Raw genomic sequence first — 24972 nt, 5'->3', positions numbered from 1 at the left:
ACAGTTCCTGGCTTCGTTCGATCGAGACGGTTACGCAGAGACGACCAAAGGAGGCCCGAGGTGGAGCCGGAAGAGACGGCCGCCCTGGTGCGCCGGGCGGCGGCGGGCGACCAGAGCGCGTGGGGAGCGCTGGTCACCGCGTACGCGGGCCTGGTCTGGGCGATAGCCCGCACCCACCGTCTCGGCGCGGCCGACGCCGAGGATGTTGCCCAGACGACCTGGGAAAAATTTGCCCGGACGATGGGCAAGGGCGACATCAACCAGCCGGAACGTGCCGGGGCCTGGCTCGCGACGACCGCCCGCCGGGAGTCGCTGCGCGTGCTGGCCATCCGCAACCGGGTCCTGCCGACGGGCGACCTGGGCTGGATCGGGGCTTCGCCGACCGAAGAAAACCCCGAGGAGGTCGCGCTTGCGCGCGAGGACAGCGCTCACGCCGTACGCGTGTGGCAGGCGCTCCACCTCCTCGGCGAGAACTGCCAGCAGCTGCTCCGGGTCATGATGGCCGACCCGCCACCCTCGTACGCCGATGCCGCCGCCGCCCTCGGCGTGACGGTCGGCTACCTCGGCCCCACCCGCAAGCGCTGCCTGGAGAAGCTCCGGAAGCTCGTATCAGAACCGGTGGAGAGCGGTCATGACTGGTGACAGGGGTGGCCCGCCGCCCCGCGAGGAGGACACCGACGCCATGGACCTGGACGCCGTGCTCCGCGAAGTTGTCTCCCGGGTGGACCCGGTTCCCCCGGCGGTCGAACGGTACGCGCACGCCGCGTACGCGTTCCGCACCGCCGACGAGGACTTCGCCGACCTGGAGTGGGATTCGTGGACCGACGACGCCGAGGCGCTGACCCGGGGCCCGGACGGCACGCGCATGCTCGTCTTCGGGCCGGCCGGTGAGGCGGGCACCAGCATCCATCTGGGGCTGACCCGCACGGCGACCGGGCTCGACCTGGACGGCCTGGTGGAGCCGCCGGGTCCGGGAGAGGTCGAGGTGGAGTTCCGCGGGGGTGTCATCCGCCGGCCGGTCGACAGCGGGGGACGGTTCGACGCCGACCTGCCCGCGGTGCGTTCGATCCGGTTGCGGCTGCGGGGACCCGATTCGGCACCGACCGTCACCGGCTGGGTGGCGCTCGGCTGACGCCCGGAAAGCGAGACAGCAATGCCCGAAGCGACCAGCTTCCCCAACCCGTGGGCGTTCGACCCCCGCGTGCGGTACGACGGCAGCGTCTACTACCTGGCCGGTGAGGTTCTCGTCGGGGCCGAGCCCGAAGGGCCCCGGGTCGTCAGCAACCGGCTGCGCGAGTTCAACGCGGTGCAGATCGATGAGGACAACCCGCTCTCCGAATATGTGACCCGCTGGGTTCTGCCGCCCGGTCGCTCGGTCACCCGAACCCTGCGGGAACTGCGATCTCTGCCCGGGGAGACGCGGGTCGGTGTCAATCATGTGTACGCCGCGAGCCGAGAGAGGATCCCGGTCATCGGCCAGCCGAAGCTGCACGGCGGCGCCGGCGACGATCCGGTTCCCGCACCCGAGGTGGTCGCCTCCGGCTCGGGCGGCCGCGTGGTGCGGGTCGCGGTGGTGGACACCGGGCTCGACCCGAACGCCATGACGCTGCCCCTGTTCCGTGATCACCAGCGGCACGGCGTGCACGAGCCGGACGCCGTCTACGAGAACGCCGCGGCCCGGCAGATCGGCCTGATGGGCGGCCACGGCACGGTCGTGGCCGGCATCATCGCCCGCTACGCGCCGGAGGTGCACCTCTCGTCGATTCAGGTGCTGAGCGTCGCCGGGATCACCGACGACGTCACCCTGGCCAACGCGGTCCAGCGCGCGTTCGACGGCGGCGCCGAGATCGTCAACCTGTCCCTCGGCTGCGTCTACGACGGTTCGCTCGGCCCGCTCGCCCTCGACGCGGTCCTCAGCAATCGGCCGGCCGGGACGGTGGTGGTAGCGGCGGCCGGCAACGTGGAGAAGCCGGAGCCCAACTTCTACCCGGCCGACCGGTCCGACGTCATCGCGGTCGCCGCCATGAACACCGCGGTCGTGCCGGCTGTCCCGGCCGGGTTCAGCAACACGGCACCCTGGGTCGACGTCTGCGCGCCGGGGGTGATGCTGCACTCCACGTACGTCGTCGGCACCTGGAGGTACGGGGCGACACCGCAGACCTTCAACGGATATGTCGCCTGGAGCGGAACCTCGTTCGCCACGCCGTACGTGGTGGCGCGCATCGCGTCGACGACCGGGGCCGGCCAGACCGCCGAGGCAGCCGCGAACAACCTGCTGACCTTGCCGCCGCTGCATGGCGTTCCCGGTTACGGCCTCTACCTGGAAGCGCCGCCCGACCCGACACTGTAGTCAGCCGGCTCCGTAGCAGACGAAAGCGGCCGCCGCCGGCTGCACGGCCGCGAGCGCGGCCGCCGGCGACCGTCCGGCCCGCAACCCGGCGTGCAGGTGCAGCATGACGTCTCGGGTGGCGCCGTCGCGTACCGGCGCCACCGCGGCGATCACCGCGCGGGTGCCGAGCGCGAGCAGCGCGGCCGCGAACCCCATGATCTCGTCGCCGCGGTGCACGGTGAACATGCCCAGGTCGCAGGCGGACAGCACGACCAGGCCGGGCGGCCGGCGCAGCGTCTCCAGGTCGTAGACGGTGAGCGGCCCGTCGCTCAGCCGCAGCGCCGAGAACTGCGGGTTGTCGGCCCGGAAACTGCCGTGCGCGGCGACGTGGACCCGGCGCGCGCCGTCGATCGCGTCGAGCGCCTCGGCGACACCGCCGGTCAGCACCCGGGCGCCGCCGTACAGCCCGGCCAGCGTCTCCACCTCGTCGATCGCGGCGGGCAGACCCGGCCCGGCGATCACCACCGTTTCCCCGCCCGGCGGCTCGGCGCTGGCGGCGCGCAGCCAGCCGGTCGCGCTGGGCGCGACCGAGACCGTACGGTCGTGGCAGCTCGGCAGCACGTGCCAGGGCACGCCGTGCAGCCGTCCCGACGGCACGACCACCAGTTCCCGGTCCCCGAGCCGCGAGCGCAACGGGCCCAGCAGAGCCCGGTCGAGCCGTTCCGCCCCGCTCGCCACCGGCCGGTCGCGCAACGCCATCCGCTGCAGCGCGAACCGCAGCGCCCGCACCTCGGCGTTCATCGCCCCGACCGGCCCCAGCTCGTGCCGGCTGAACCGGCCCCCGGCCAGCACGACCGCGTGCAGCGTCTCCTCGATCGCGATCAGCTCGACCAGCGCGCGTCCGTCCAGGCCGGACACCAGCCCCCGCAGACCGGGACCGCCGGCCGGCGGAACGCGGTCAACCGGCCCGATCTGCCGCACCCGGTCGCGGATCGAGCGTTCCAGGAGCGCCTGCCGATGCCCGTAGCGCCGCGCGTCCCGCCCCTCGGCCACCGCCTGCTCCCGGTCGGCGGCGACCGCACGCAGTTCGGCGATGTCGGCCGCGAACCGGGCGTCGTCCGGTGGCCGGGCGGGCCGGCGCTGCTGGGCCGCGGCCCGCCCGCGCTCGGCCCACAGAAGCAGCTGCTTCGCCGGCCCGGCCACGCTCAGGGCGGTGCGCACCAGTTCCAGCCCGTGCTCGGCCGCGCGTACCCGCAACTCCGTCGCCCCCAGCGTGAGCCGATGCTCGTCGAGCGCCCGCAGCCCAGCCCGCAGGGCCGCCTCGGCACCCCGCCGGTTACCGCCCGCGATGCGCAGCAGCGCCTCGGCGTGCCAGGCACTGACCCGCTGCGCGGCCGGGGCGTCGCTCCGGCGGGCCCGGCGCGCCTGCCGCAGCAGGCCGGTCGCCTCCTCCGGGCGCCCCGCGGCGAGAGCGCAGCGGGCCGCGATCAGCACGGCGTCGGCGGCCGGAACCGCCCAGCCGGCCGCCCGCAGCTCGGCCGCGTTCGACGTCGCCGCCCGCTGAACCTTCTGGTCACGGCGGCCCGCGGTCCAGTCCGTACGCAATCGGCCGTAACGGGCGACGGCCGCCCAGCCCGGACGGCCCTGCCGGTCGAAAGCCCGCCCGGCGAGCCGGGCGGCCCCACCGGCCGCATCGAGATCACCGCACGCGAGGGCCGCGGCGGCGAGCAGAAGACGGGCCTCGGCCAGGTCGGCGCCCATCCGGCGGCGCGCCAGTTCCCGTACGGCGGTGGCCGCGACCTCCCGAGCCTCCCCGTGCAACCCGGCCGCGAGCAGCACGTCACACCGGTCCATCAGGATCATCGCCGTCGGCAGCCGGTTGCCGACGTAGTAGACCTCGGCCGCCGCGAGATGCGTCAGCGCGGTGACGACCCGGCCGGCCCGCCCGTCCGCGAACCCCCGGTTCCATCGCACGTCGGCGACAGCCAGATCCTGGCCCAGCTTCTGATAAAGCTCCTCGGCCCGTTCCAGGTCGGCCTCGGCCGCCTCGGAACGCCCGCGATAGGCCTGCAGAACCCCGCGGTTGTTGAGAAGCTTCGCCTCCCACAGCCGGTCACCCTCCCGGCGGAACACCGCGAGCGCCCGGCCGTACTCCGCGAACGCCTCATCGAACAGCCCCTGCCGCTGCGCCACGACCGCCAGCTGCATCCGCAGGCGGGCTGCCTCGAGCCCTTCCAGCACCGGGGCAGCCCGCTTACCCAGCTGAATCGCCTCGGCGATCGCCCCCTGGTCGGCCCGCACCAGGGCCAGACTCATCCGCCCCTGCGCGGCGAGCACCGCAAGCCCGGCCTCATCGGCGACAACAACCGCCCGCCGCAGATGCCCGGCAGCCGACCGCATGCGGTTACTCTCCCGGCCGGCCAGCCCGAGCACCCGCTCAGCCGCCGACTCGGCCGCCCGATCCCCGGCCTTCCGCGCCCGCGCCCGAACACGCAGCGCTTCAGCGCGCGCCCGCCGCGGATCGGTCGGGACGAGGCGCATCGCTCCTTCGGCGAGCTCAAGTTCGGTCATTGTCTGTTGTCTCTACCGCACTGGCCCCAAGAGCACGACGCCTTTACGCCCGCCATGCAGGATCAACGCTGCGGCTCAGCCCCCGGCGTGTGACCCTCGTCGATACGATCGGAGGGGATGGCCAGATCCCACACCCCGCACCGCGAGGAGCCGGAACACCGGGCGTCCGGCGACGACGGTGCCGGAGGCGGACGTCTCCGGCGTCGGCCGCCCGCAACGGGCGCCGCCGGCGACGACAGCGTGTCCGGGGCTCAGGAACGGGTCGGCGACGTTGCCCGACTAGGGCGTATCGGAAGCGCAAGCGCACCGACCGGCTCACGGACTGAAGGCCCTGGGCCGATCAAGGGACCGGCGGCGAAGATTCCATTGAAGCCACCCAACAACCGGCACAATCTCAGTGGCATCCGGCCGAAGAACCCGGCCAGGGACAAGAACACCGTCGTGCTGCCCGGCACGGATATGGCGGGAGACCTGGCGGATATCTTCGCCGGACGAGGTACGTGGTCCGACAAGACCAGCCGCTATGAGGTGAACGGCCGCACGTACGGGGTGGAATCGACCGGAACTGTCTTTCCGGAGTCAGGTCCCGGCTTCGTCAACCTGTCACGATCCCAATACAAGATTCTCCAGCAGCTCATCGGCTCGGACGGCGACGTCGATGCGGCCCGGGACGCGTTGCGCCGGGACCCGAGCATCGCTGATGCTGACTGGCCGGCGGCGCTGGAGGTTTTCCAACACCACAAGAGCTACAAGGGCGGGGCATGACGTACGGAATCTATTTCGACAGCAGGACGCCGGCCGAAGCGTTGCGGGCGGCCCTGCACGCCGTCTACAACGTGCCGCTCGACCTGGTGTACGCCGGACCGTACGAGGCGCTCAACGACCACGCCGGGCCGGACCCGGTCGCCCTGATCACCCCGGTCGACGGCCCGTTCGGCAACGAGTTCAGCGCAGGCGACAAGCTCCACGAGCTGACCCGCACCGGCGAGCTGGACCTGGCCCAGGCGATCTGCCGGGTAGCCCACACCAGAGCACTGCTGGACGACGGCAGCCAGGCCCCGGACTACTGGATTCTGGTCGCCGCGGACGGCAGCTACGGAAGAGTTCAGACCGACCCGGACAGCGACGAGCTCACCATCCTCTACGCCCTCGAACCCATAGCCGGCGAGCCAGACCTGCCGGTCGAGCCCCCGCCGGACTGGGCCCGAACCTGGTGACCGACGCGCTGGGATCGGAGGCGCTGCCACCCGCCCGTCTTTCCTGGGCGCACCAGGCCGTGACTTCGCCAACACTCTCCAAACATGACAATTGTCAGCGATCCCGCTGACTCCACTCACCGTGAGCTGATGACAGCACTCACTGGGTTGAGGCCGCCCCCGCAACGAGGCTTATCGATGACAACACAAGCCAGACGATGATTATCAGCAGGAGGAACGATGACACATCGGCAACGGCTCACGATGATCGTCGTAACGTTGGCGGCGGCGTTGGGTCTCAGCTTCGCAGGTGCGGGTGTGGCCAGTGCCGCCCCGAGTGCCCCGGCGGCCGCTCCGCCGGTAACCGCCCTCGCCACACCGATCACCGGCACGGCCGCCAACGGCGGCTCCTTCGCCGGCAGCTTCACCCCGTCGAAATTCTCGACGCAGAACGGAAAACTGCTGGCCACCGGCGTACTGACCGGCGCGGTCACTGACTCGTCCGGCGCCACCGTCGGCACCGTCACCCGCACCGTCAGCATGCCCGTGGGCATCGCCGCCGCGACGTGTCAGGTGCTGAACCTCGTCCTCGGACCGCTGCACCTCGACCTGCTCGGCCTGGTCGTCGACCTGAACCAGGTGCACCTGGTCATCACCGCGGTGCAAGGGGCCGGCAACCTGCTCGGCAACCTGCTGTGCGCCATCACCCACCTGCTCGACGGCACCCCCACCGCGGGTGGTCTGTCCGCGCTCCTCAACGCCATCCTTGCTCTGCTCGGCCAGCTCTGACCCGTTCAGCTCTGACCGGTACGTCCGACGCAGTCGCACCCCGCCAGGTGCGGCTGCGTCGCCGTCGTCACTGCAACCAGCCGGCGCCCTCGGCGAGACGGACCGCTTCCAGGCGGTTGCGGGCGCCGGTCTTGCGGAGGATCGCCGAGATGTAGTTCCGAACGGTGCCGGTGCTCAGGTGCAGCTCGGCGGCAACCTCAGTGGACGGCACCCCGGACGCGGCCACGCTCAGCACGTTGAGCTCGCGCGGCGACAGTGGACTGCGCGGCGCCGCCACCATCGCCACGGCCAGGCTCGCGTCGATGACCCGTTCACCCTCGGCGAGCCGCCGAATGCCGCGAACCAGCTCACACGGGGCAGCCTGAGTGCCGACGACGCCGTCGATGCGCAGGTCAAGCGCCCGATTGAGCAGTCCCGGCTCGTCCGGCCCGGCCAGCACCAAGGTAGCGCAGCCGGGCTGCTCGGCGGTGAGCCGGCCCATCGTGGCCAAGCCGTCGCCGGCCAGGAGCGCGATGTTGACCACGGCCACGTCCGGCGGCACCGCGCGGGCCATGTCCGGCGCCTGGTCAAGGGCGCCGAGCTCAGCGACCACCTCGAGGTCCTCCTCCAAGGACAAGGTCGCGGCCAGGGCGCCACGGAGCAGATTTATGGGTTCGACGAGCAGAATGCGAATCACGACGGCCTCCCAGCCAGGGTCAAAGCTTCGGTACGGCCGAACTGGTGCCGGCCGGTTTCCGGATCCCTGCGGGAGTTCGTTCAGCTGGGAGGGCCCGCGTAGCGGACGGTGCGCCCGCGCGCGACGAATTCGACGGCCAGACGACGGCCGGTGGCCACCACTTCCGGCCGCCACGACGAGGAGACGGTGCAAATCGCGGGCCCGTTGCTGCCACCGGCGTCACGTGCCTGGCCGGTGGAAGTCGATTGATCGCCCGGCTGCCTCGGCGGAGCCGGGAGCGGCACCGTCCGCGGTTGAACCGGCGCTGCCGACGGCGTGGCCAGGCCACGCGCGGACGCTTGCGAGAACCGGCACACCGGCGCGGACGCCGACTGGTGAGATACGGCGACACTCGGCAACGCCGTGATTTGGGTCAACACCGGCGTACGGTTCTGCGTCGCGCCGGGCACCTGCGGCCCGGCGGCGAGTCGGGTGTGCTGCGGTCCGGGCAGCTGCGGCCAGTCGGGGAGTTGAGCCTGCTGTGTGCGCGGCCACGAGGGCAGCCGCGGCGAAGCCGCGAGTTCGGCCCGGGGAAGGTCAGGCATCGCGGCGGGCTTCGGCAGAGAAGGAAGCGGGATGGGCTTCGACAACTCATGCCGGGCGACTGCCGCCCGCGCCGAGGTCACCGTAGTTCGCGCAGCGTGCCGCACCGCGCCCGACGGAAGCCGACCCGGTTTCGGCGTCTGGGCCTGCACCCGCCGCACCGTCTTGCCGACCCGAACGCTTTGAACCTGTACCTTCTTCGCGGCCTGGGCCTTCGCCGCGTGGACCGTCGGCGTCTTCGCCGTCGGCCGATGGATCCTCGGCGGGTGAGCCTTGGGAGCGGTCGACTTCGGAACGGTCGGCTTACGCTCCCGAAGGGCCTTGCCGGCGCCAGCGGCTGTGGCCTTGACCGTGCCGACCGGATCGGTCGCGCCGACTTGACCGCTTGGCAGGCCAAGCGACCCCGAATCGGCCCGCGCAGCATGATCAAAGAAGCTGAGCACGAGATACGCCGCAACAGCCGCCCCGAGCAGCACAAACAGCCGAACAATGCGCCGAGTCACCTCGGCCGCACGGTCCTCTCCTTGCGCAACTCCGCTCAGCATCCAGAAGTATTTACCCATCCCTGGCAAGCTGACACACACCGACCAGTAGGGACGGTGAGGCCGGCGAGCGAGCGGAAGGTGACAGTCCGCTCGTCACGCCCGAGATTCTCGTCGATCGGCCGAGCGACCGCACGAGTCCGGGCTTTCGCGCGGGAGCGAAGCTGGGAACGGAGGCCAGCCTGGCCGACCGAGTGGCCGAGCACGTGCGGATGAGTGGGCACGGCGTGAGCCCCGCCGAACGCAGCTCCTGGTCGCGGAGCCTGTCGATCCTCGCGCATGACCTCGCGGACGCGGGCCCGCGGCATCCTGCTGGGGTTCAGACGAGGCCCGGTTTGTCGGGGACACGTTGCCACCACCATGCGTCGCCGCCGTGTGCTGGCGGTGTCGTCGTCTGGTGGGTGAGCGCCTTGAACTTTTCGTCGACGCGGCCAATTGCCCATCGGAACCGCCCGGTCGCGGCGGCCGGTAGCCAGGTGAGTGCCGTCTCCAGTTGGTCGCGGGTGCTCAGGTCGTCGCGGTAGAAGTCGGTTGGGTACCAGCTGTCGGGTGGCCAGCCAGCGGCAATCCGTTCGATGAGCTGTTCCCAGACGGCGAGGTAGGTGCGGGCGTGCCGGACCGCGTCGTGGGAATCCTCGGGCAGTACCGTGTCCTCGTCGGCGAGCCAGGCGGCCAGTTCGTCAGTGACTGGTGTCGGCACTCGGTGCTCGCGGATCACTTCCGGCAGGCGCTCGACGCGCACCGAGGGGAACTGCGGGACGGGCTTTTCGACCGCGTCCAGCCGGTACGCCGCGAGGTCACCGTCCTCCTCGTCGTAAACGCGTGCCCTCGTCCGCGTGCCGTCCGGGGTGATCAGCCAGAACGCCGATGGTGGGAATTCCTGGGCCACCCAGAGCACCGATGTGCCCAGCCGAGCGGCGATGAGCTGGGCGACGACAGCAACGTCGGGCTCCTTGGCCGCGCCAACACCGAGGTAGATGTCGAGCAGCCAAGACAGGTCCCCGCCGACCGGCTCGTAGGTGCACAGGACGGGCGAGTCCCAGGCGCGGTCCTCGGCGTCGCGTTCGGCGATGTCGACCGCGTCAGCCGGCACGCCGACCAGGTCGGCGAGCGCGGCGGCGAGGGCGGCTCGGTCGAAGTCGCCGGCGAGGAGCAGGTCGTATGTCATCCCTGGTAGTTCCCGTCGTAGATGGCCTTGGCTTTGGCAATCGCGTCCGGATTGTTGATGAACCGCGGGTCACGCGTGAAAGCGGGGACCTTCGCCGGATCTCCGCCGGCCTTCGCGATTTCGGTCAGGGCGGTGTACTCGTTGCGGTCCAGTTTCACGATGCCGGGGCCTGAGTCGGGATAGACGGTGCCGCTCGGTTCCACGCCGTACGACCTCCCGTTGATCTCGTAGCGGCTGGTGGGCGCGTCCCAGCGGGCGTTGCCCGCTGCGATCTGCGCTACATCGTCCCGCATCGCGTCCTCGTTGCCGCGCAGGACGACGCTGTTCTTCCGGCCCACCATGCCGCTGCGCGCGCCGGCCACGGTGTGCCGCGCGTTCGGAGGGTTTGAGAGTCTTGCCCCGAGCTGAGCCCACGACGTCGTCCGCGACCGGCCACGGCGGCCCAGCCGGCACCAAGCGCGTCCCGGCGCCCGCAGTTTCCGGCGTGCCCTTCTTGCCGGCCGCGGCGATCCGGTCGGCCGCTTTGGCGTCCGCCTCGAGGATCTCGGAGACGTTGCGTTCCTCGATGTTCGCGGTCTGCTCGGTCACTTTCGCGATGGACTCGGATGCGTGCTCGGCCGCCTGGGCCGCGTCCTTGGCGAGCGCGCGGAATACTGCGCCCAGTTCGCCGTCGGCCATCAGAACCCGAGCCCGCCGACGGCCAACGAGAACCTGGCGCCGTGTTGACGCATCTGGGCGGCGTGCTCGCGGAGGATGCCGAGTTGCGTACGCACCGCCGCCGGATCGATCGACACCTGGGTAGGCTCGGCCGCGCCTGCACCGCCCGACTGCGACCAGTCGAGCCCTGACATCGCCTGGCCGATCTTGGCGAACAGCGGTTTTGCCGCCGCCTCGATGACCTCGCCGATCACATGCTGTTGCAGGTCCATGATCAGGGACTTGATCAGCCGCTCGGCGCCTTCAATGATCAGCGGGACGGCCACCTCCGCAAGACCGGCCGTGGCCACTGCAGCGGCCTGGTCGGCAACGAACGCGGCGGCCATGCCGATGAGGACCGCGATCGCCTCCGCCTTCTGCGCCACGATGTAGCCCGCAGCCGCGTCCAGAGCCATGGCAAGGGTGGCGCAGCCGGTAATGATCTCGTTCACGTGCTGGTCCGACATCGTGCCCCAGCCGGAGCGCATCGCCTCGGTGGAGGCGCCCTGGTGGGCTTCGGCGAGCGCGTGTACAGCGCGGGTGGCGTCCTCATGGGTGGTGCCCTACCGCTTGCCCGAACTCGCGCGTCAAGGACGCGGACAGCCGGACGACGTAGCGTATTTCTGTGGGGACGGCGATCCTCCTGCATCCCGCAACGATGCTTCTCGCCGCATCATTTGGGACCCCACTCACGGCCACGAGCGCTCAGGGCTGAATCTCGCGCGGCACCTTAAACCCCAAACTCGGCCTCCGCGGGGCCGGATGGATCGTGCGTCTCGCGTTCCAAGCGGCACTGTGCTGAAGCCGGTGCCGCGTCACCGCGCGAGAGGACCATCTGTGTCAGAGAAGGAACCCAATCCGCCCGCCCGGCCCCTCCGGCATGGCGAGACCTGGATCTGGACGATTACGAGCAGAACTGGGCCGCCCCGTCAGCGCGCGAATAGTCAGAGACCCGTAAGGCACCTCGTTAGGAGGCGCACTACGGGTCTGACTTCCTTCGTAGTCACGCCGCTGCCTGTCAGTAGTAGTAGGCGTGAGCGGTCGTGGGTGCCTTTCCGGCCCGGGTGTAGCCGCGCAGGATCGAGGCGGCCACCTGAGCGAACAGGCCCTTGTCGACCTCGGGCGAGGTGCCCTGCGAGTCTCCGGTGGTCGCGTCGTAGAGAAGCCCACCGATCGGCCGACCGTTGTCGTCGGACGGGAGGAAACGGCGTATCGGCACCTCGAACGTCACGAAGCCGATCTGCTGATCGGCTTCCCAGCGGTAGAGCACTTGCACACCGGCCGTATCTCCCTGGGCCCATATTCCGATCGAGGCGGTCACTGCTCGAACCCCCTGTTCCGGTCGATGTCCGTCATCCTTGTCGTTGATAGCCGAAGCCCTCTCTGGCCGCTGCTCCGGATCCCATGCAAAGCCGGCTTCGTTTGTTGCCGAGTGTGCCCGTAGGTAGCTGGGATCTCCGGTAGTCGCCATGACGTTGGCCTCGTACCGTTCGTGGTTGAGCAGGTCAACGTCCGCCGGGTGCAGATTGCCGTCAACCAGCCGTTGCCATGCCTCGGCCATTCGCGGGTTCGCGTCGAACGCCCCCACGATGTCGTCACCGTATATATCGAGTAGGTGTTCGTCGCGAAACACATGGTCCTTGATGGTGATGACGTCCTCGGTGCTGAAGCCGTATTTGCTGGCACTTTCGGCGACCGATGCAATGTCGTCGTCGCTGGATCGGATCCGGTCGTACGTCCCGTTCGCCGCCGGTCTGCAGTACGACACCGGCGTCGTCCCCCCTTGCCCGAGCTGGCCGAGCAGGCCATTGAGGCTGTCGATCAGCTCTCCGACCTTGCCGGCCACGCCTTGCAGCCGGCTCAGGCTTCCAACCAGGTCCTTAAGCCACTTACTGATCTTGGCGGCATATGAGGCGCACAACGCGCTGACCTGTTCGACCACCGGCGGGGGCGAATCCGAACGAGGCGAGTTCCTGGTTCGCTTGCAAGATCAGCCGGGAGACCAACGTGGCGATGGCGTCGCGAACCATCATGCGTACGCCGGCGATCAGCTGACCGGCCGCCTCGGTGAGGTCGCCAAGGTTGTGGCGGCCTGAGCCAGGCCGTCGACCGCCCCCTTCTCCCGGCCCACCCAGTTTCGGTACGCATCGGCCGCGTTGCCGGTCTATTCGGCGGCGTCCCAGCGGACGGCTCGGTCCAGGTCACCGGCTCGATCGTCCAGCGCGCCGGCCACGTTGTGCCAGGTCAGCGGTGAGCGGCGATCTGTGCGAGATCTCCGGCCAGCCAGTCGAGCGCCTCGGAAAGCGGCTTGACGTGATCGATGATGCACGCAACCCCGTACTGGAACAGCGCTCCGGTCGGATCAGAGATGACGGCGAGTGCGTCGAGCCTGCGATCCCGTCGCACCGCGTCTCGATGTCCTGCGCGATCCGCACCCCGGACCAGGGGTCGACCGGCGCGTTGGACGCGCTCGCAACGAGCGGATCGGCAGTGCTCGTCGCGTGTTCGGGATTCGGTCCGCGGGCGCCCGTCCGAGCCGTCATAGTCGCTGACGGTGGAGCGCAGCGCGGTCGCGGTGTCGTGAGAGTCGCCGACGGACTTGGAAAACGCCACCTGCCTGTCGAAGGAGAAGTCGCCTGAGTTTCGGATGATCACGTTGTAGTGGCTTGCCTTTGATGTGCTCGGATTAGTCATCACCTGAGGCAGCCCATGTCGCGAGCACTGCGCGACAACCGGGCATATCCGTGTTCCGCGACCTTGCTTACCGCCAACAGATCGGCGCTCTTCCACTCATGCGGACGAGGTCGCAAAAGTGGCCACTCTGGCTGGAAGACGGTCGGTAAGGACTGTGCGTACGGACGGTGTCCAATTGCGGCCACCGGCACGAGGATCGGGCTATGGCAGACAAGTACCGGGCGGTCCTGGCGATGGTGGCCGGGCCGGGCCTGCCGAATTGGGGCGAGCTCACCCGCTCCGTATTACCGGCGGTGTTTCGGGCGCTCGGGCTGGACTGGGGCCAGGCCGAGCACGTGCGGTCCGGAGGCGGTCTATTGATCGTGCTGCCGGCGGAGGCCGCGGGACGACTCGCTGGCGGCTTCGTACAGGAACTGGCCGACTCGTTGGCCGAGCGTCCTAAGCCGATGCGGCTGGGCCTCGGCCTGGCCATCGGCGTGTGCCACAGCGACAGCAGAGGTTGGTACGGGGACGTCGTGACGACGGCTCGCGCGCTCGCCGGGACGCCACCGGCCGAAGGCGACGGCGACGTGTGCCTCACAGCCAGTGACGCCGTGCGGGAGCTGATATCCACCTACGGCGAGGCGACCGACATGGTCCTCACCGCAACCGGCAGCCGATCGGAACCCGGACCGCCGCCGGGCATTGACACATCCGGCTCAGTCGAGCGGCCGGATATCGCGGGCGTGATCGAGGCCGTCGCGGCGCCGGTGGCGACGTTCGCGGAGGAGCTGCCGGTGCTGCTCTCGGCCGATGTCGCGCCCTCCGACGTGCTCGCCTGGATGTACAGGGCGCTCGGCGTGGACAGCCCGCTGTTGCTCGACGATCGGCGCGGCCGCCGGCTGCTGGCCGGGCTGATGCGCTGCTACCGGATGCGGGGCACAGCCTGCGGTCTGGCCGAGCTGATTGAGCTGCGCTACCGAGTGGAGGCCGAAATCTTGGATTCCGGTGGAACCACGTGGTCCCTGGCGCCCGAGACACCCGTCCAGCGTTCGCCCGCGCTCGTCACCGTCCTTATCGACTCCGCTGAGCCGCTCGACGGCCTGGACGAGGTCATCCGGTCCGCTCTGCCGGTCGGGGTCGGCTATCGGGTGTGGCGACGCCCGCGCCAGGCGGCCGGCCTCGTGCGCTGAACCCTTGCTGTTCGCTATTTGGCGTGGTGGCGGTACCCGCCCCGAGCGAATACTGCCGTAGCGACTAAACACGGGAGAGGACCTTCCTTTGGGCCGGGTAACACTGGCGAGCCTGGGCCCGCTGGGTAAGGAGCTCGGCTCCGGCGGTCAGGGCACGGTGTACGCGCTGCCGCGGTCCCAAGCGCCGTTGCTGGTCTACAAGGCGTATTCGAACGATGTCCTGGCCGACCTCGACGTGGGTGTCCTGACTGACATGATCGAGCTGCCGTCCGGACTGCCCGAGCGGGACCGACACAAGCTTCTCGCCGCTGCCGCGTGGCCCCTGGACTCGGTGGTCGACGACAGCGGCAGCGTCCGCGGGTTCACCATGGCTCAAGTCCCTGAGCGTTTTCACACCACTTTGAAGCTGCTCAAAACCCATCAGACCAGGCTCGGTCAGACCCAGCTGCTGCTGAACCCGCCCGACTACCTTGACCGGGTCGAATTGCGCATCGACGACCGGTTCCGGTTCGAGCTGCTCGCCGACATCGCCGCAACGCTGCGCCTGTTCCATCGGCTTGGGCTTACCGTCGGCGACCTGTCGCCGAACAATCTTCTTTACAGCCGTACGGGTACGCCGTGTTGCCATTTCATCGACTGCGACGCTATGCAGCTTGACGGGCGAACCGTTCTCCCGCAGGTCGAGACCACGGACTGGGAGGTGCCCGCCGGGGGCGGCGCTCTCGGTTCTGAGGCGGGCGATGCCTACAAATTTGCTCTCCTCTGCATCCGTCTGTTCGCGGGCGACCAGAGCACCATGGACCCGGAGGTGCTGCTCCGGGTCGCGCCCGAGGTATTCGCCCTGGCCCAGCGGGTGTTGTCCGGCGATGCCGACAACCGCCCGAGTCTCGGCACCTGGGAGAGGATGCTCCGGGCGGCCAAGCCCACGTCGGAGCCGCCCGCGATGACCATCCCGTCGCCACGGATCAGCGAGCCGACGCCTCGGCGGATCGGCGCCACGGTTCCGGCCCCGGCTACGGCCGCCAGGCCGGTGCGCCGGCGCCTCACCCGGGCCCGGCGCCGTAGCCTCGTCAAGGTCGCAGTCGCCGCGCTGATCCTGGGGTTCGTCGGCACGCACACCGCGCAGATCGAATCCGTTGCGCGGCAGGCCGTCCAGGCCACCGAGGCCGCCGTCGCCGGCGACCATGCCGAGGCCCAAGCACAGGCCGACAAGATTGCCGCGATTCTGACTTCTTCGGCGCCCGTCCGCGACAAGGTCAAAGGAGCCGTCACCGATCTCGCGGCCTGCAAGAACCTGACGAAGTCGGTCAGTGACCTCGGCGCCGCCTCGACGGCCCGGCGGAGTTCGCTCGCCGCCGCGAGCGCGCTGGTGGTCACCGAGCTTGACGACGGTGCCGTGCTGAAGAGCCGGCTCGTCTCGGCGTTCCAGCATTCGAAGGCGGCCGACGACGCCTACCGGAGGTGGGGTCAGAAGCTCAGCAAGCTGGGCTGTCGCAAGTCGGTGCGCAATGGCCAGGACCGCCAGCGCGGCGACAAGGAGTCGACGGCGTCCACGAAGGCCAAGCAGGACTTCGCGAAGCTGTGGAACGAGATCGGGCCGGACTTTGGCCACAAGACGGTGGCGTACCAGAACATCTAGATGCCGCCGTCGGCGAGCCTGGTCAGTTCGGCCAGGCGCACCAGTACGACACGCCGGCGGCCCGTGATCACGACGTTGTCTTGGCGCCAGTCGGCCAGGATGCGGCCCAGCGAGCGGTGCGAGGTCAGGGCCAGGCCGGCGAGGTCGTGCTGGGACAGGGCGAGCTCGATGACGACCTCGCCCTCGGGCTGGGTGCTGCCGTATCGCTGGCCGAGGTGGAGCAGCAGCGCGGCGAGCCGCTGCTGGGCGGACTCGGCGCCGGCCGCGGCGCGGGAACGGTCCGCCTCGCGGAGGCGGGCGGAGAGCGTACGGCGGAGGATCGCCGCGACCCCCGAATTAGCCCGCACGAACGGCCCGAACGACGCGGCGGGCAGACGCAGGGCCTCGACCTCGGTCATCGCGGTGAGCGTGGCCGAGCGTAGGCCGCCGTCCGAGCCGGCCAGCTCACCGACTAGCTCACCGGCGTCACGCAGCCCGAGGATCGCCTCGTAGCCGTGGTGGCCGATCGACGAGACCTTGACGCAACCGTCGAGCAGCACGAATGCGTAGTCGCTGGTGTCGCTCTCGCGGACCAGGACGTCGTCGGGGCGGTAGTGCCGCCGCGTACCCATCCGCATCAGCGTCGCCCGCTGGTCCTGGTGAAGGGCATACCAGAACGGCTCACGAGGGTGGCCGAGCGTCATGTCGCTCATCGTATGTCCGTCGGGCCAGCCGGCGCGCCGCTCAGAAGAGCTTCACGAGGCCCCAGATCACGCCCACGACGCAGGCCACCGCGAATACCCAGAACAGCAGGCCGAGCACCAGGTACAGCGTCGGATGGTCGGCCGCTGCCTGCTGCTGCGGCGTGAGCTGAGGGCCGGAGGCAGGCTGCCGGGTGGACCGCGGTGGCGGTGGCGGGGACGAACTGGGTGGTTGGACGCGGCCTGTTGATCCGAAGGGATAGGCCGGTGCCACGTACGTCGTGCCGGAGGGCGGCGGCGTCGACGCGTACCTCTTCGCCCGTGGTTTTGGAGGCGGCGGCACCGGGGGCGGTGGCACGGCCGCCCGTCGCGTTACGCGCGGCGTTGCGGTGACCCGGTGCGGCGCCGAAGGCTGCCGGGGAAGGCCTCCCGCCTGAACCGTACGCAACGCGCCGAGCCAGTCGCCCATCGACGGGCGGATTGTAGAGTTCGAGTCGAGGCTGCGCCGGGCCAACACGCCCAGCTCGCCGGAGACGCCGGCCAGGACGGTGACGTCCGCCCCCATCTGATCCTGGGTGAACAACCGGGCGGCGAGCAGGCCGAACTTGTACGAATCGGAGGCCATGGTCGCCCTCGGCTCGGGACGATGACCGCGCACGTTCCACTCCGGGGTCTCGACCTGCTCGAGGACGTCCCGGCCGCGGAGCCGCATGGCGTCGCAGTCGATGAAGAAGCAGGCCGGATCGTCCAGGTCGATGAGCAGGTTGTTCGGCGACAGGTCGCCGACGACGATGTTGAGGCTGTGCAGCCGGGCCATGACATCGGCGATCGCCTCGAGCAGCTTGAGCCGGGTCTGCGTGTCGAGGCGGATGCCCTTGCGGTTGAGGTATGCCTGCGGGTTGAGCAGGTACTGCAGCGCGGCGGGGACCTCGATTCCGTTGTCGCCCCACGGCATGCGGAACCGGTCGGGGACGCGGCGCATGAGGAACCCGCTGACCTGGCTGCTGTTCAGGACGAGCGCCGCCGGCCATGCGGTGTTCTCGCACAGCCAGCGGCCGCTGAGCTCGTCCAGCGACGGCACGAAGGCCACCATCTGGTGCAGCACGTCCCGGTCGAACACGGTCTCCGGCCGGTACTCCTTGTACGCCGCGGCCCAGACCTTGTTGATCCTGATTCGGTCGGTGGCGTAGACGACTCCCTGGCCGCCGTCGCCGATCCGGGTCAGCGGTTCCAGGACGGGCCGGGTCACCTGGGGTATGTCGTCCATCACTCAGCCTCCGATCCGACGGTGCGGCCAGAGCGCGAACAGAGTCCGGTCGTCATCCCACGTCTCGAACGAAAAGTCCAGGTCGTTGGCGAACTTCAGGACCGGCGGAACGCCGGAGAGCGCAGCGGCGAAATGGTTGCCCACTGCGTTGTCGCCGTCGCCGAGCGGGTCGCCGAAGCCGTCCGTTCCGACGAGCAGGATCTCGTCGGCGGAGATGATCCCGGACTTGACATCGAGTGGTGGTACCCGTGGCAACGCGCTGACCGCGTTGCTGACGACCTGCTCACCCCGGCGGTACTTGGTCGGCGCGAGACACCGGTACCGTCGCTCCCGGACGTTGAGCATCCACGCGCTGGAGTCACCGGCCTGCACGAGCTGCACCCGCGGCGCGTCCCGCCCGGGCAGGACGCACCCGGCCACAAGGGTCGTGGCCATCTTGTCCTCGGCCGCGACCTGGTTGATCTCGGGCAGCCCGAGAGTCATCTGGGCCTGCACGCAGAGCTGCCAGGCCGCGGTCTGCAGTAGCTCCGCCCAGTCCACACCCTCTTCGGGCGAGTTCAGGCCGGTAATCATGTAGTTGATCGCGGCCCGGCAGACCGACGTCGCTCCGATGTGGGACATCGGCGCGTTACCCACGCCGTCGGCCACCGCAAACAGCACCGCGCCAGTCCGCTGATGCCAGGCGACGGCGACGTCGTCCTGCCGCGGGTCGCCGTTGTCGCGGTGGGCGTATCCGCGGGTCGACGCGATCCGCACCGTGAACTCCGACGTGCTCCAACCGTCGGCGATGTAGTCAGGCCGGTACGAACTGGCGTTGGACGGCTTGGGGTCGAAGTCAGGGACCGGCGGCCCTACGACCGGCGGAGCCCACGGACCGGGTGGAGGCCCGGACCCGGCCGGGGATCGCGGCGGTACCGACTGCCCGAGCCGCTCTTGTTGCACAGGCGGCAGGGAGTGGATGTGCGGCCGGGACTGGACGGGCGGTCCGGACTGGACCGGAGGCCCGGGCGGTGCGGTCAGCCCCAGCGGGCCCGGCTCGCGAACCTCTTCCCGCCGGCCCGGAGCATGCGACTGGTGCGCGCCGGTGGGCGGCCTCTCCGTGGTCATCCGTTGATCACCCTGGTAGATCGAACCGGAGGTCCCGGGCGGCCGGGTCCCGTTGGCCGCCACGAAAGGGTCCGCCTGCTGCCCCGGACCCGGCCCCGAGATATTCTGGGTCTCCTGCCCGCGTGGGTCGACCCACCATTTCCACGCCTCGGAGAGGTAGCGAAAAACGCTCATCAGACGACGTCGATCGCCATTTTGAAGTTCTGCGGGCGCTCCACCACGAGCTCCGGCTGCAACGATCCGATCGTCCGGCCGGACTTCACGATGCTTTTGGTCAGCGCCGCGCAGAACTTGGCGATCTCCGCGCCGAGGTCGGCCCCGGTGGAAACGAACGCGTACTCCTGCTTGGTGGCCACGTCCAGCATGGTCTGCGCCTTCACGTCGCCGATGCCACAGGCAATGATGTTCGGCGCGGCCGAGGTGAGGTTCTGGTCGACCAACTCATCGCGCTTCTTGTGCCACCCGTCGCCGTCGGTCGGCTGTCCGTCGCTGAGGAAGAACACCGCCGGGCGGTGGACGGTGTATCCCTGCCCCTTGAGCGAGGCCACGTCGGCCGGGATGCGGGCGCGAAGATCCTCAAAGACCTTGCCGTACGCGGTGCGGTTACGCGCCACCAGTTGCGGGAGCTCGTTCTCGCTGCGCAGGTCTGCCATCGCGAGCCGCAGCTGCACGTCGTCCGAGAACCCGAGGATGGTGAAGCGCACCTTGGCCGCGGCCATCGGCTCGCCGAGCAGGGCGCCGTGCAGCTGGGTCAGGCCGTCGTTGAGGTTGTCGATGTAGTCACTCATCGAGAAGGACTCGTCGGCCACCATGTAGACCGGGAGCAGATTCCCGCTGTTTGCCGTCATCTCACTTACTCGCTCTCCCCGGCTCGGGGCCGGACTGGATCAGGGTTACGCCGCCGAGACGGCAATGTCAGGAAGCCGTGGCCACCCGGAAGTGGGGCGGCAGCTCAAACTCCAGGTCGGGAGCCCCGGCGAGCAACGTCCGGCCGTACGCGATCAGGCAGCGCGTCAGCGCGTCCCAGTAATCGGCGATCGCCTTGTGCACGTCGGCGTCGGCCGTCGCGACGTAACCGAAGTCGGGCTGGGTGGCGATCGCGGCGATCAGCCGACTCGTCGCGCGGCCCACCCCGCACGCCACGATCTGCGGCGCGTACCGATGGGCCGCCGGGTCGGTCAGCCGGGCGTACGGCGTCGGCCAGATCCCGTCGTCGGCCGGCGCCGCGGCGGCGAGCAGAAAGACCAGCGGACGGCGGACGGTGATCCCCTGGCCCTTGAGTGCGTCCACGTCCGGACCGATCCGGCCATACAACGTCTCGAACGCGTTGGCGTAGCTCGCTGGTCCACGGGAGGTCAACCACGGCGCCGACGTTCCCGAGTCGACCGCGGCCATGGACAACCGAGCCGCGACCTGGTCGGCGAACCCGAGCACGGAGAGCCGGATCGTCGGGGCGATGTTGGGCACCCGGCGCAGGCCGTCGAGCAGCCGCTGCAGTCCGTCTCCGAGGTCGTCGAGGTAGGGAGCGGCCTCGGTGGACTCGTCGACCAGCAGGTATACCGGCTGTACGCCGTCGGTGGGGCCCCACACCTTGGTGTTCGGATCCTGTTGCAGCACGACCTGTTCCCGAGCCGGTGGGCCCGGCTGCGTGGGCGGGGCGGACGGCGCTGCCGGGGCGGAGATCCCCCCGGGCGGCAGGACGGGCGGCTGGTTCCAGCTGCCCGGCCCGAGGCTCGCCGGTGTCGCGGCGGGTAGGCCGTACGCCTGGGCCGCGCCCTGCACGAACGGCTGGAATTGTCCGGGCGGCACGATGCCGTTGTCCATCATGAACTTGATGAACTCTGTGGTGCGCTGGCTGTGCACGTCCTGAGCCTGGAGCATCGCGCGCTCGTGTTCCAGCAGCATGGCGGTCACCTTCTCGGTGTCCTCGGGGTGCCGGATCAGATGCTCGCGAGCCATGTCGGCGGCGGTGAGTCCGCGCGCGGCCAGCGCGGTGCGTTCTTTCTCTTGAGCGGCGAGCGTTGCCCTCTGGGCCGCCGCTTCCCGCTCCTGGCGCTGCCGCTCCCGTTGCATCTCGACCAGGTGCTGGTCGGCGTCGATGTCCAGGGTGCGGCGCGCGTCCCGGCGGTTGCGGAAGTACTCGGCGGTCGCGTCGTCGGGCCGTAGACGGGGTATCACCTCGAAGATCGTGATGCCGTCGGCCAGCGCGACCGGGTTAGCGAACTCCTGGTGGATGGCCTGCTCGGCCGCGCTCGGATTGCCGACGTCGTATCGGGAAGTGACGGCCTCGAGGGCCCGGCCGAGATAGGTGTAGACCACCTTGAGGGCGTCGACGATGTTGCGCCGCACCACCTCGCACGGGTCGTGGACCTTGAAGGCGACGTCCACCGTGGCGATGAAGTGGTGACCGTCGCGGGTGCGCAGCGGCTTGCTGGCCAGTTCCGCGGTGCGGCGGTGGTCGCTCATGTCCACGTCGAACCGGGTGCGGCACTCGCTGAACCACCGCTGGCCGAACGTGCGGGTGCGCCCGGAGTAGAAGACCAGCTCACCCGAGGCGGTCGCGTACACGGCGGCGACATTCGGATCGCGGTTGGGTTCCGGGCGAAAAAAGCCCTGCAGGGGCGTCTGGGTGAGGATGAGCGGCACGGAGTTGGTCATCGGGACCCGTTCCTTTTCGCAAGTTCTGCTTCGACGGCGTACGCGGTAAGGCTCTTGGGTTGCAGGGTGTCGGGCGTGAGCCACTGAGTGAGCTGCGCGCGCACATTGAGCTCGACGACGTCGGCCACGCCGATCCGGCCGGGCAATGCAGCCAGCATGTTCGCCAGCGCGCGGCGCACGTCCGGATCGACCTCGGCCAGGTCGGCCCAGTGGCCGAGAACCCGGGCGGTGGTGTCGCCGAGCAGGCCGGAGCGGATGACCTGGTGCCACATCTGCAGCAGCTTGTCCCGCAGCTCGGGGCGCTGGTCGGCGATGAACAGCAGCATCGGCCAGGTGCCGCCGCCCCCGGGCGGGTCCGAGGTCAGGTTGTCGGCCAGCCAAAGGAACACGAAGGTGCCGCTGAGGGCCCGCTGGTCGTCGAACAGCCAGCTCCCCACGCGACGCAGCACCCTGATGGCGTTACCGTCCTCGTCGGCCAGGAGCAGGTCGGACATGCTGTCGCCGACGGCCCGAGCGACGCGGCGGTCGTCGATCGTGGTGAGGCGCTCCAGCGCGTTCAGCGCCCGGTCGGGGCTGTGTACGCCGAGCGTGGAGCCCCACACCCGGGCGGCGGTCGCCTGGCCGAGACGGTTGTTCTCGTTGCTGTACCAGCCGCCCACGGCCGCCTCGACCAGCGGCCGCATCCGGGCGTCGCCGGCCGGCACGCCCAGCGCGGTGGCTGCCACGTCGCGCAGCCAGAACTTTTCATCGATGGCCATCGGCGCCATGGCGTTGCGGTGCACGAAGTCGAACGCCTGCTTGGCGAAGACGCCGAGCGCAGTGCCTGTCCAGATTCGGACGTCCTCCGAGGGATTGTCGGCAAGGTCGCGTAGCCACACCATCAGCGGGAGCTGGATGCGGTACTCGCGCCAGACCCGGGTGAGCACGGCCGAGGCGTAGTCGTCGCCGACGTACTCCATCACTTCGGCCGGGGCGTTGCCGAACGGCCCGCGCACCGTGGTGGTGCGGATCTGCGCGCGTAGAAGCCGCAGCAGCTCACCGCGGGTCGCCGCAAACGGATCGCGCCACGGTGGCCGCGGGCGGTCGCCGTCGGCTCCGTCGTGCGGCCCGTCGAGACGTTCGGCCAGGCGCCCGGCGGCGTAGACGATCATCTCGTACGGCAGTCCGTTGAGCACGGCGAGCGCGATGGCCAGGCAGCGGGTCGGCACGTCGGGCAGGCCGCCGAACCAGATCTCGAAGTCCTCGGTAGCCCGTTCGAGCCAGCGACGTTCCAGCCGGGTGAGGTCCACAGTGGCGCCGTCCAGCTCCTGGCCGATCATCACGGCCAGGTCAGCGGCGGCCTTCATGGTCCGGTCGGCGCTGAACACCTTGTCGGCGAACTCGGCCAGCTTCGGGTCGGCCAACAGCCGCTCGGCGTCAGCCCGCGGCCGGCCGAGTGACCAGGCCACGTGCGAGGCGAGGACCGTGGTCTGTTCCTTCGGCGGGGGCAGCGTGACAACGTACGAGGTGAGGTCCGGGTCGGCGAGCGCGGCGTCGGCGGTGACCGTGATAATCAGCCGGGCGTCGATGTGCTTGAGGGTCGGCTCGAGTTGCTGCAGCACCCAGGCCGAGGTCTGGCTCCAGGCGAGCGGCTCGCAGAGCAGGAAGCCGGCCGAGCGGGGGAGCGGGTCGTCGCTCTTGGCGTCGGTGTCCAGCCAGTGGCCCAGGCCGCGCAGGTCGACGTTGCGGTCGAGGTTGAAGATGCGGCGGTCGGGCGGGGACTGCAGCAGCTTGATCGCCGCAGCGACCTTGCCGTGGCCGGGCTCGGCGCGCAGCACGACGACGCGCCGGCCGCCGGCGGCGTGACGAACGTCGTCCCAGTCGTCCGGAGGGACGAACGCGTGCCGGACCGGCTCGCTCATCCACGCGGCGAGCACCTGCAGCGGGGCGGGCTCGGCGCCGCCAAGCGAGACGACCAGCTTGTCGCCCCCGACCATGTCGCCGGCGACCTTGACGCGGGCGTTCTCGATGCTGTGCTGACGCTGTCGGCCGGCGCGGCCCTCGACCCGCGACGCGTCCGGGTCGGCAGAGTCGACGGTGGTCTTGATCTCGCCGTCGGACGTGGCGTCGGGCAGCACCGGCTTCTGCTGCTCCGGGGGTTGCCCGGAGGCGTTCGGGTCGGCCTTGGGATCCGGCGGGGCAGCCGCCGGAGCTGAGCCGTTGGGCGCGGCGGGGGCCGCAGCAGCGGGAGCCGAGGCCGCAGCGGCGGCGGGATCGGGCGCCGTCACCGGCCGTCCCCGTTGACGTGTTTGTCGCCGAGGATCTGATCGCCGTGCACCGTCACGGTGTCGTTGAAGACGAACCCGCTCTGGCCGGCCGCCGGCCCCTTCTTTGCCTTCGTCTTCGGTTTCGGTGTCGTCGGCTCGGGCGGCGGTGGCGGCGCGGCGGTCACGCCCGGCGGATAGGGATAGCCCGGCACCTGGATCCACGCCGTCTCGCCGCGAAGCTCCTTGGCGTCGATCGCAACGCGCTCGAAGGTGGACGAGTCGACCGAGCGGTAATCGTGCCGGATGACGTCGTCGAACACCTGCCGGGAGACGATCAGCGCGAGGTTTGCCTGGTCGGCAGCGGCGAGCGCGGACTTGAGCGGCGGCGCGTCGACGAGCCGGGCGGTGGTGTTCACCGCGGTGCCGACCCAGCCCTCGCCGTCGTGCTCGCACATTCCCTGGTGGACCGCGACGCGTAGGCGGATCCGGGCGATCGGCGAGCTGACGCGCGCCTTCTCCCGCAGGCCGTCGTCGAGCTCGCGGACGAAGCGTCCGGCCAGCTTCAGTACCGAGACGTCCGGGTCGACCATGAGGATGCCGTCGCCGCGGTCCTCCTGGCCGATGCGGGTGGGGTCGAGGCCGGCCTCGGTCAGGGCGGTCCGGACGACTTGATAGATATCGGCGCGCACCTGCTTCTGCACGGGGTTGGGCCGGGCGCCGAAACCCTCGACATCTACGACCGCGACCGCGTGGAAGGCCGGTTCGGGCATGCGGATGCTCCCAAGGGGAAGAATGACCATGTCGGATAGCACTGTGAGCAGTGCGCCCCCCGATGAACAGGCCATGTGGCATGCTGTCCGGTTTCTGCCGGGGTGCGTAGTCTCAACCTAGGCTGCCGCGGCCGTCATTGCTCTCAGCTGCTCGCACACTACGGAACGCATGATCGGGTGACCGAGTCTC

General features: G+C 70.0%; 23 protein-coding genes. 8 read left to right on the top strand and 15 right to left on the bottom strand.

The window, feature by feature from the left end:
• Positions 1-60: 60 nt before the first annotated feature.
• From ACIA5C_RS31815 to ACIA5C_RS31805, 3 genes are read left to right on the top strand one after another with little or no spacing between them, the layout of a single operon-like run.
• The gene (locus ACIA5C_RS31815; RefSeq protein WP_396061401.1) at positions 61-642 is read left to right on the top strand and encodes an RNA polymerase sigma factor; all 582 of its coding nucleotides are present in this window, start codon (positions 61-63) and stop codon (positions 640-642) included.
• Entirely contained in the window at positions 632-1132 is a 501-nt protein-coding gene (locus ACIA5C_RS31810; protein WP_396061398.1) for a hypothetical protein, read from the top strand. Before ACIA5C_RS31815 ends, ACIA5C_RS31810 begins: the two co-directional genes overlap by 11 nt.
• A gap of 21 nt (positions 1133-1153) precedes the next feature.
• A complete protein-coding gene (locus ACIA5C_RS31805; protein WP_396061396.1) occupies positions 1154-2350 on the top strand; it encodes a S8 family peptidase in 1197 nt (398 codons plus the stop codon).
• Here ACIA5C_RS31805 and ACIA5C_RS31800 read toward each other — a convergent pair whose 3' ends face one another.
• Positions 2351-4900, bottom strand: coding sequence for a CHAT domain-containing protein (locus ACIA5C_RS31800; protein ID WP_396061393.1), 2550 nt, complete (start codon positions 4898-4900; stop codon positions 2351-2353). It abuts the gene before it with no gap.
• 117 nt (positions 4901-5017) lie between these two features.
• On the opposite strand from ACIA5C_RS31800, the gene ACIA5C_RS31795 reads away from it, so the two are divergent.
• The 3 genes from ACIA5C_RS31795 (at position 5018) to ACIA5C_RS31785 (ending at position 6885) form a co-directional block, all read left to right on the top strand.
• A complete protein-coding gene (locus tag ACIA5C_RS31795) occupies positions 5018-5665 on the top strand; it encodes a hypothetical protein (RefSeq protein ID WP_396061391.1) in 648 nt (215 codons plus the stop codon).
• Positions 5662-6117: a hypothetical protein gene (locus ACIA5C_RS31790; RefSeq protein ID WP_396061388.1), complete on the top strand. Its 456-nt coding sequence runs from the start codon at positions 5662-5664 to the stop codon at positions 6115-6117. The genes ACIA5C_RS31795 and ACIA5C_RS31790 overlap by 4 nt, the downstream gene beginning before the upstream one ends.
• Before the next feature lie 219 nt (positions 6118-6336).
• Positions 6337-6885: a hypothetical protein gene (locus tag ACIA5C_RS31785; RefSeq protein WP_396061386.1), complete on the top strand. Its 549-nt coding sequence runs from the start codon at positions 6337-6339 to the stop codon at positions 6883-6885.
• 67 nt (positions 6886-6952) lie between these two features.
• On the opposite strand, the gene ACIA5C_RS31780 is transcribed toward ACIA5C_RS31785, so the two are convergent.
• The 7 genes from ACIA5C_RS31780 to ACIA5C_RS31750 all read right to left on the bottom strand — a co-directional run bounded on the left by ACIA5C_RS31780 (position 6953) and on the right by ACIA5C_RS31750 (position 13243).
• Positions 6953-7561, bottom strand: a complete 609-nt coding sequence (locus ACIA5C_RS31780) for a LuxR C-terminal-related transcriptional regulator (protein ID WP_396061383.1) — start codon at positions 7559-7561, stop codon at positions 6953-6955.
• Positions 7562-7641: 80 nt separating this feature from the next.
• Positions 7642-8706, bottom strand: a complete 1065-nt coding sequence (locus ACIA5C_RS31775; protein ID WP_396061380.1) for a hypothetical protein — start codon at positions 8704-8706, stop codon at positions 7642-7644.
• Positions 8707-9004: 298 nt separating this feature from the next.
• Positions 9005-9853, bottom strand: coding sequence for a hypothetical protein (locus tag ACIA5C_RS31770; protein ID WP_396061378.1), 849 nt, complete (start codon positions 9851-9853; stop codon positions 9005-9007).
• Complete coding sequence (locus ACIA5C_RS31765) at positions 9850-10215, bottom strand: hypothetical protein (protein WP_396061375.1); 366 nt, start codon at positions 10213-10215, stop codon at positions 9850-9852. The genes ACIA5C_RS31770 and ACIA5C_RS31765 overlap by 4 nt, the downstream gene beginning before the upstream one ends.
• Before the next feature lie 315 nt (positions 10216-10530).
• Entirely contained in the window at positions 10531-11001 is a 471-nt protein-coding gene (locus ACIA5C_RS31760) for a hypothetical protein (protein ID WP_396061373.1), read from the bottom strand.
• 566 nt (positions 11002-11567) lie between these two features.
• Positions 11568-12491 (bottom strand): hypothetical protein, encoded by a 924-nt coding sequence (locus ACIA5C_RS31755; protein WP_396061370.1) that lies wholly within the window; start codon positions 12489-12491, stop codon positions 11568-11570.
• Positions 12492-12793: 302 nt separating this feature from the next.
• The gene (locus ACIA5C_RS31750; RefSeq protein WP_396061368.1) at positions 12794-13243 is read right to left on the bottom strand and encodes a hypothetical protein; all 450 of its coding nucleotides are present in this window, start codon (positions 13241-13243) and stop codon (positions 12794-12796) included.
• A gap of 233 nt (positions 13244-13476) precedes the next feature.
• Between ACIA5C_RS31750 and ACIA5C_RS31745 the strand changes: the two genes are divergently transcribed.
• Positions 13477-14415 carry a hypothetical protein gene (locus ACIA5C_RS31745; RefSeq protein ID WP_396061365.1) on the top strand — a complete coding sequence of 313 codons (939 nt, stop codon included), beginning with the start codon at positions 13477-13479 and terminating at the stop codon, positions 14413-14415.
• A gap of 88 nt (positions 14416-14503) precedes the next feature.
• Entirely contained in the window at positions 14504-16054 is a 1551-nt protein-coding gene (locus ACIA5C_RS31740) for a hypothetical protein (RefSeq protein ID WP_396061362.1), read from the top strand.
• Here ACIA5C_RS31740 and ACIA5C_RS31735 read toward each other — a convergent pair.
• The 7 genes from ACIA5C_RS31735 to ACIA5C_RS31705 all read right to left on the bottom strand — a co-directional run bounded on the left by ACIA5C_RS31735 (position 16051) and on the right by ACIA5C_RS31705 (position 24782).
• Entirely contained in the window at positions 16051-16737 is a 687-nt protein-coding gene (locus ACIA5C_RS31735; RefSeq protein WP_396061359.1) for a Crp/Fnr family transcriptional regulator, read from the bottom strand. The genes ACIA5C_RS31740 and ACIA5C_RS31735 overlap by 4 nt on opposite strands.
• A 40-nt stretch (positions 16738-16777) precedes the next feature.
• On the bottom strand, positions 16778-18001 hold the full coding sequence (locus ACIA5C_RS31730; RefSeq protein ID WP_396061356.1) for a hypothetical protein: 1224 nt from the start codon (positions 17999-18001) through the stop codon (positions 16778-16780).
• A 3-nt stretch (positions 18002-18004) separates the two neighbouring features.
• Positions 18005-19108, bottom strand: a complete 1104-nt coding sequence (locus tag ACIA5C_RS31725) for a protein phosphatase 2C domain-containing protein (RefSeq protein ID WP_396061353.1) — start codon at positions 19106-19108, stop codon at positions 18005-18007.
• Positions 19109-19281: 173 nt separating this feature from the next.
• On the bottom strand, positions 19282-19956 hold the full coding sequence (locus ACIA5C_RS31720) for a hypothetical protein (RefSeq protein WP_396061350.1): 675 nt from the start codon (positions 19954-19956) through the stop codon (positions 19282-19284).
• A 67-nt stretch (positions 19957-20023) separates the two neighbouring features.
• Positions 20024-21766, bottom strand: coding sequence for a hypothetical protein (locus ACIA5C_RS31715; RefSeq protein WP_396061347.1), 1743 nt, complete (start codon positions 21764-21766; stop codon positions 20024-20026).
• Positions 21763-24033 carry a hypothetical protein gene (locus tag ACIA5C_RS31710; RefSeq protein ID WP_396061345.1) on the bottom strand — a complete coding sequence of 757 codons (2271 nt, stop codon included), beginning with the start codon at positions 24031-24033 and terminating at the stop codon, positions 21763-21765. The genes ACIA5C_RS31715 and ACIA5C_RS31710 overlap by 4 nt, the downstream gene beginning before the upstream one ends.
• Positions 24030-24782, bottom strand: a complete 753-nt coding sequence (locus ACIA5C_RS31705; RefSeq protein ID WP_396061342.1) for a hypothetical protein — start codon at positions 24780-24782, stop codon at positions 24030-24032. The genes ACIA5C_RS31710 and ACIA5C_RS31705 overlap by 4 nt, the downstream gene beginning before the upstream one ends.
• Positions 24783-24972 lie beyond the last annotated feature (190 nt).

The organism is Actinoplanes sp. NPDC051343, from assembly GCF_044455125.1.
Lineage (GTDB): Bacteria > Actinomycetota > Actinomycetes > Mycobacteriales > Micromonosporaceae > Actinoplanes.
The sequence above is the reverse complement of the archived record's forward strand: the minus strand, read 5'-3'. Positions and strand labels throughout refer to the sequence as shown.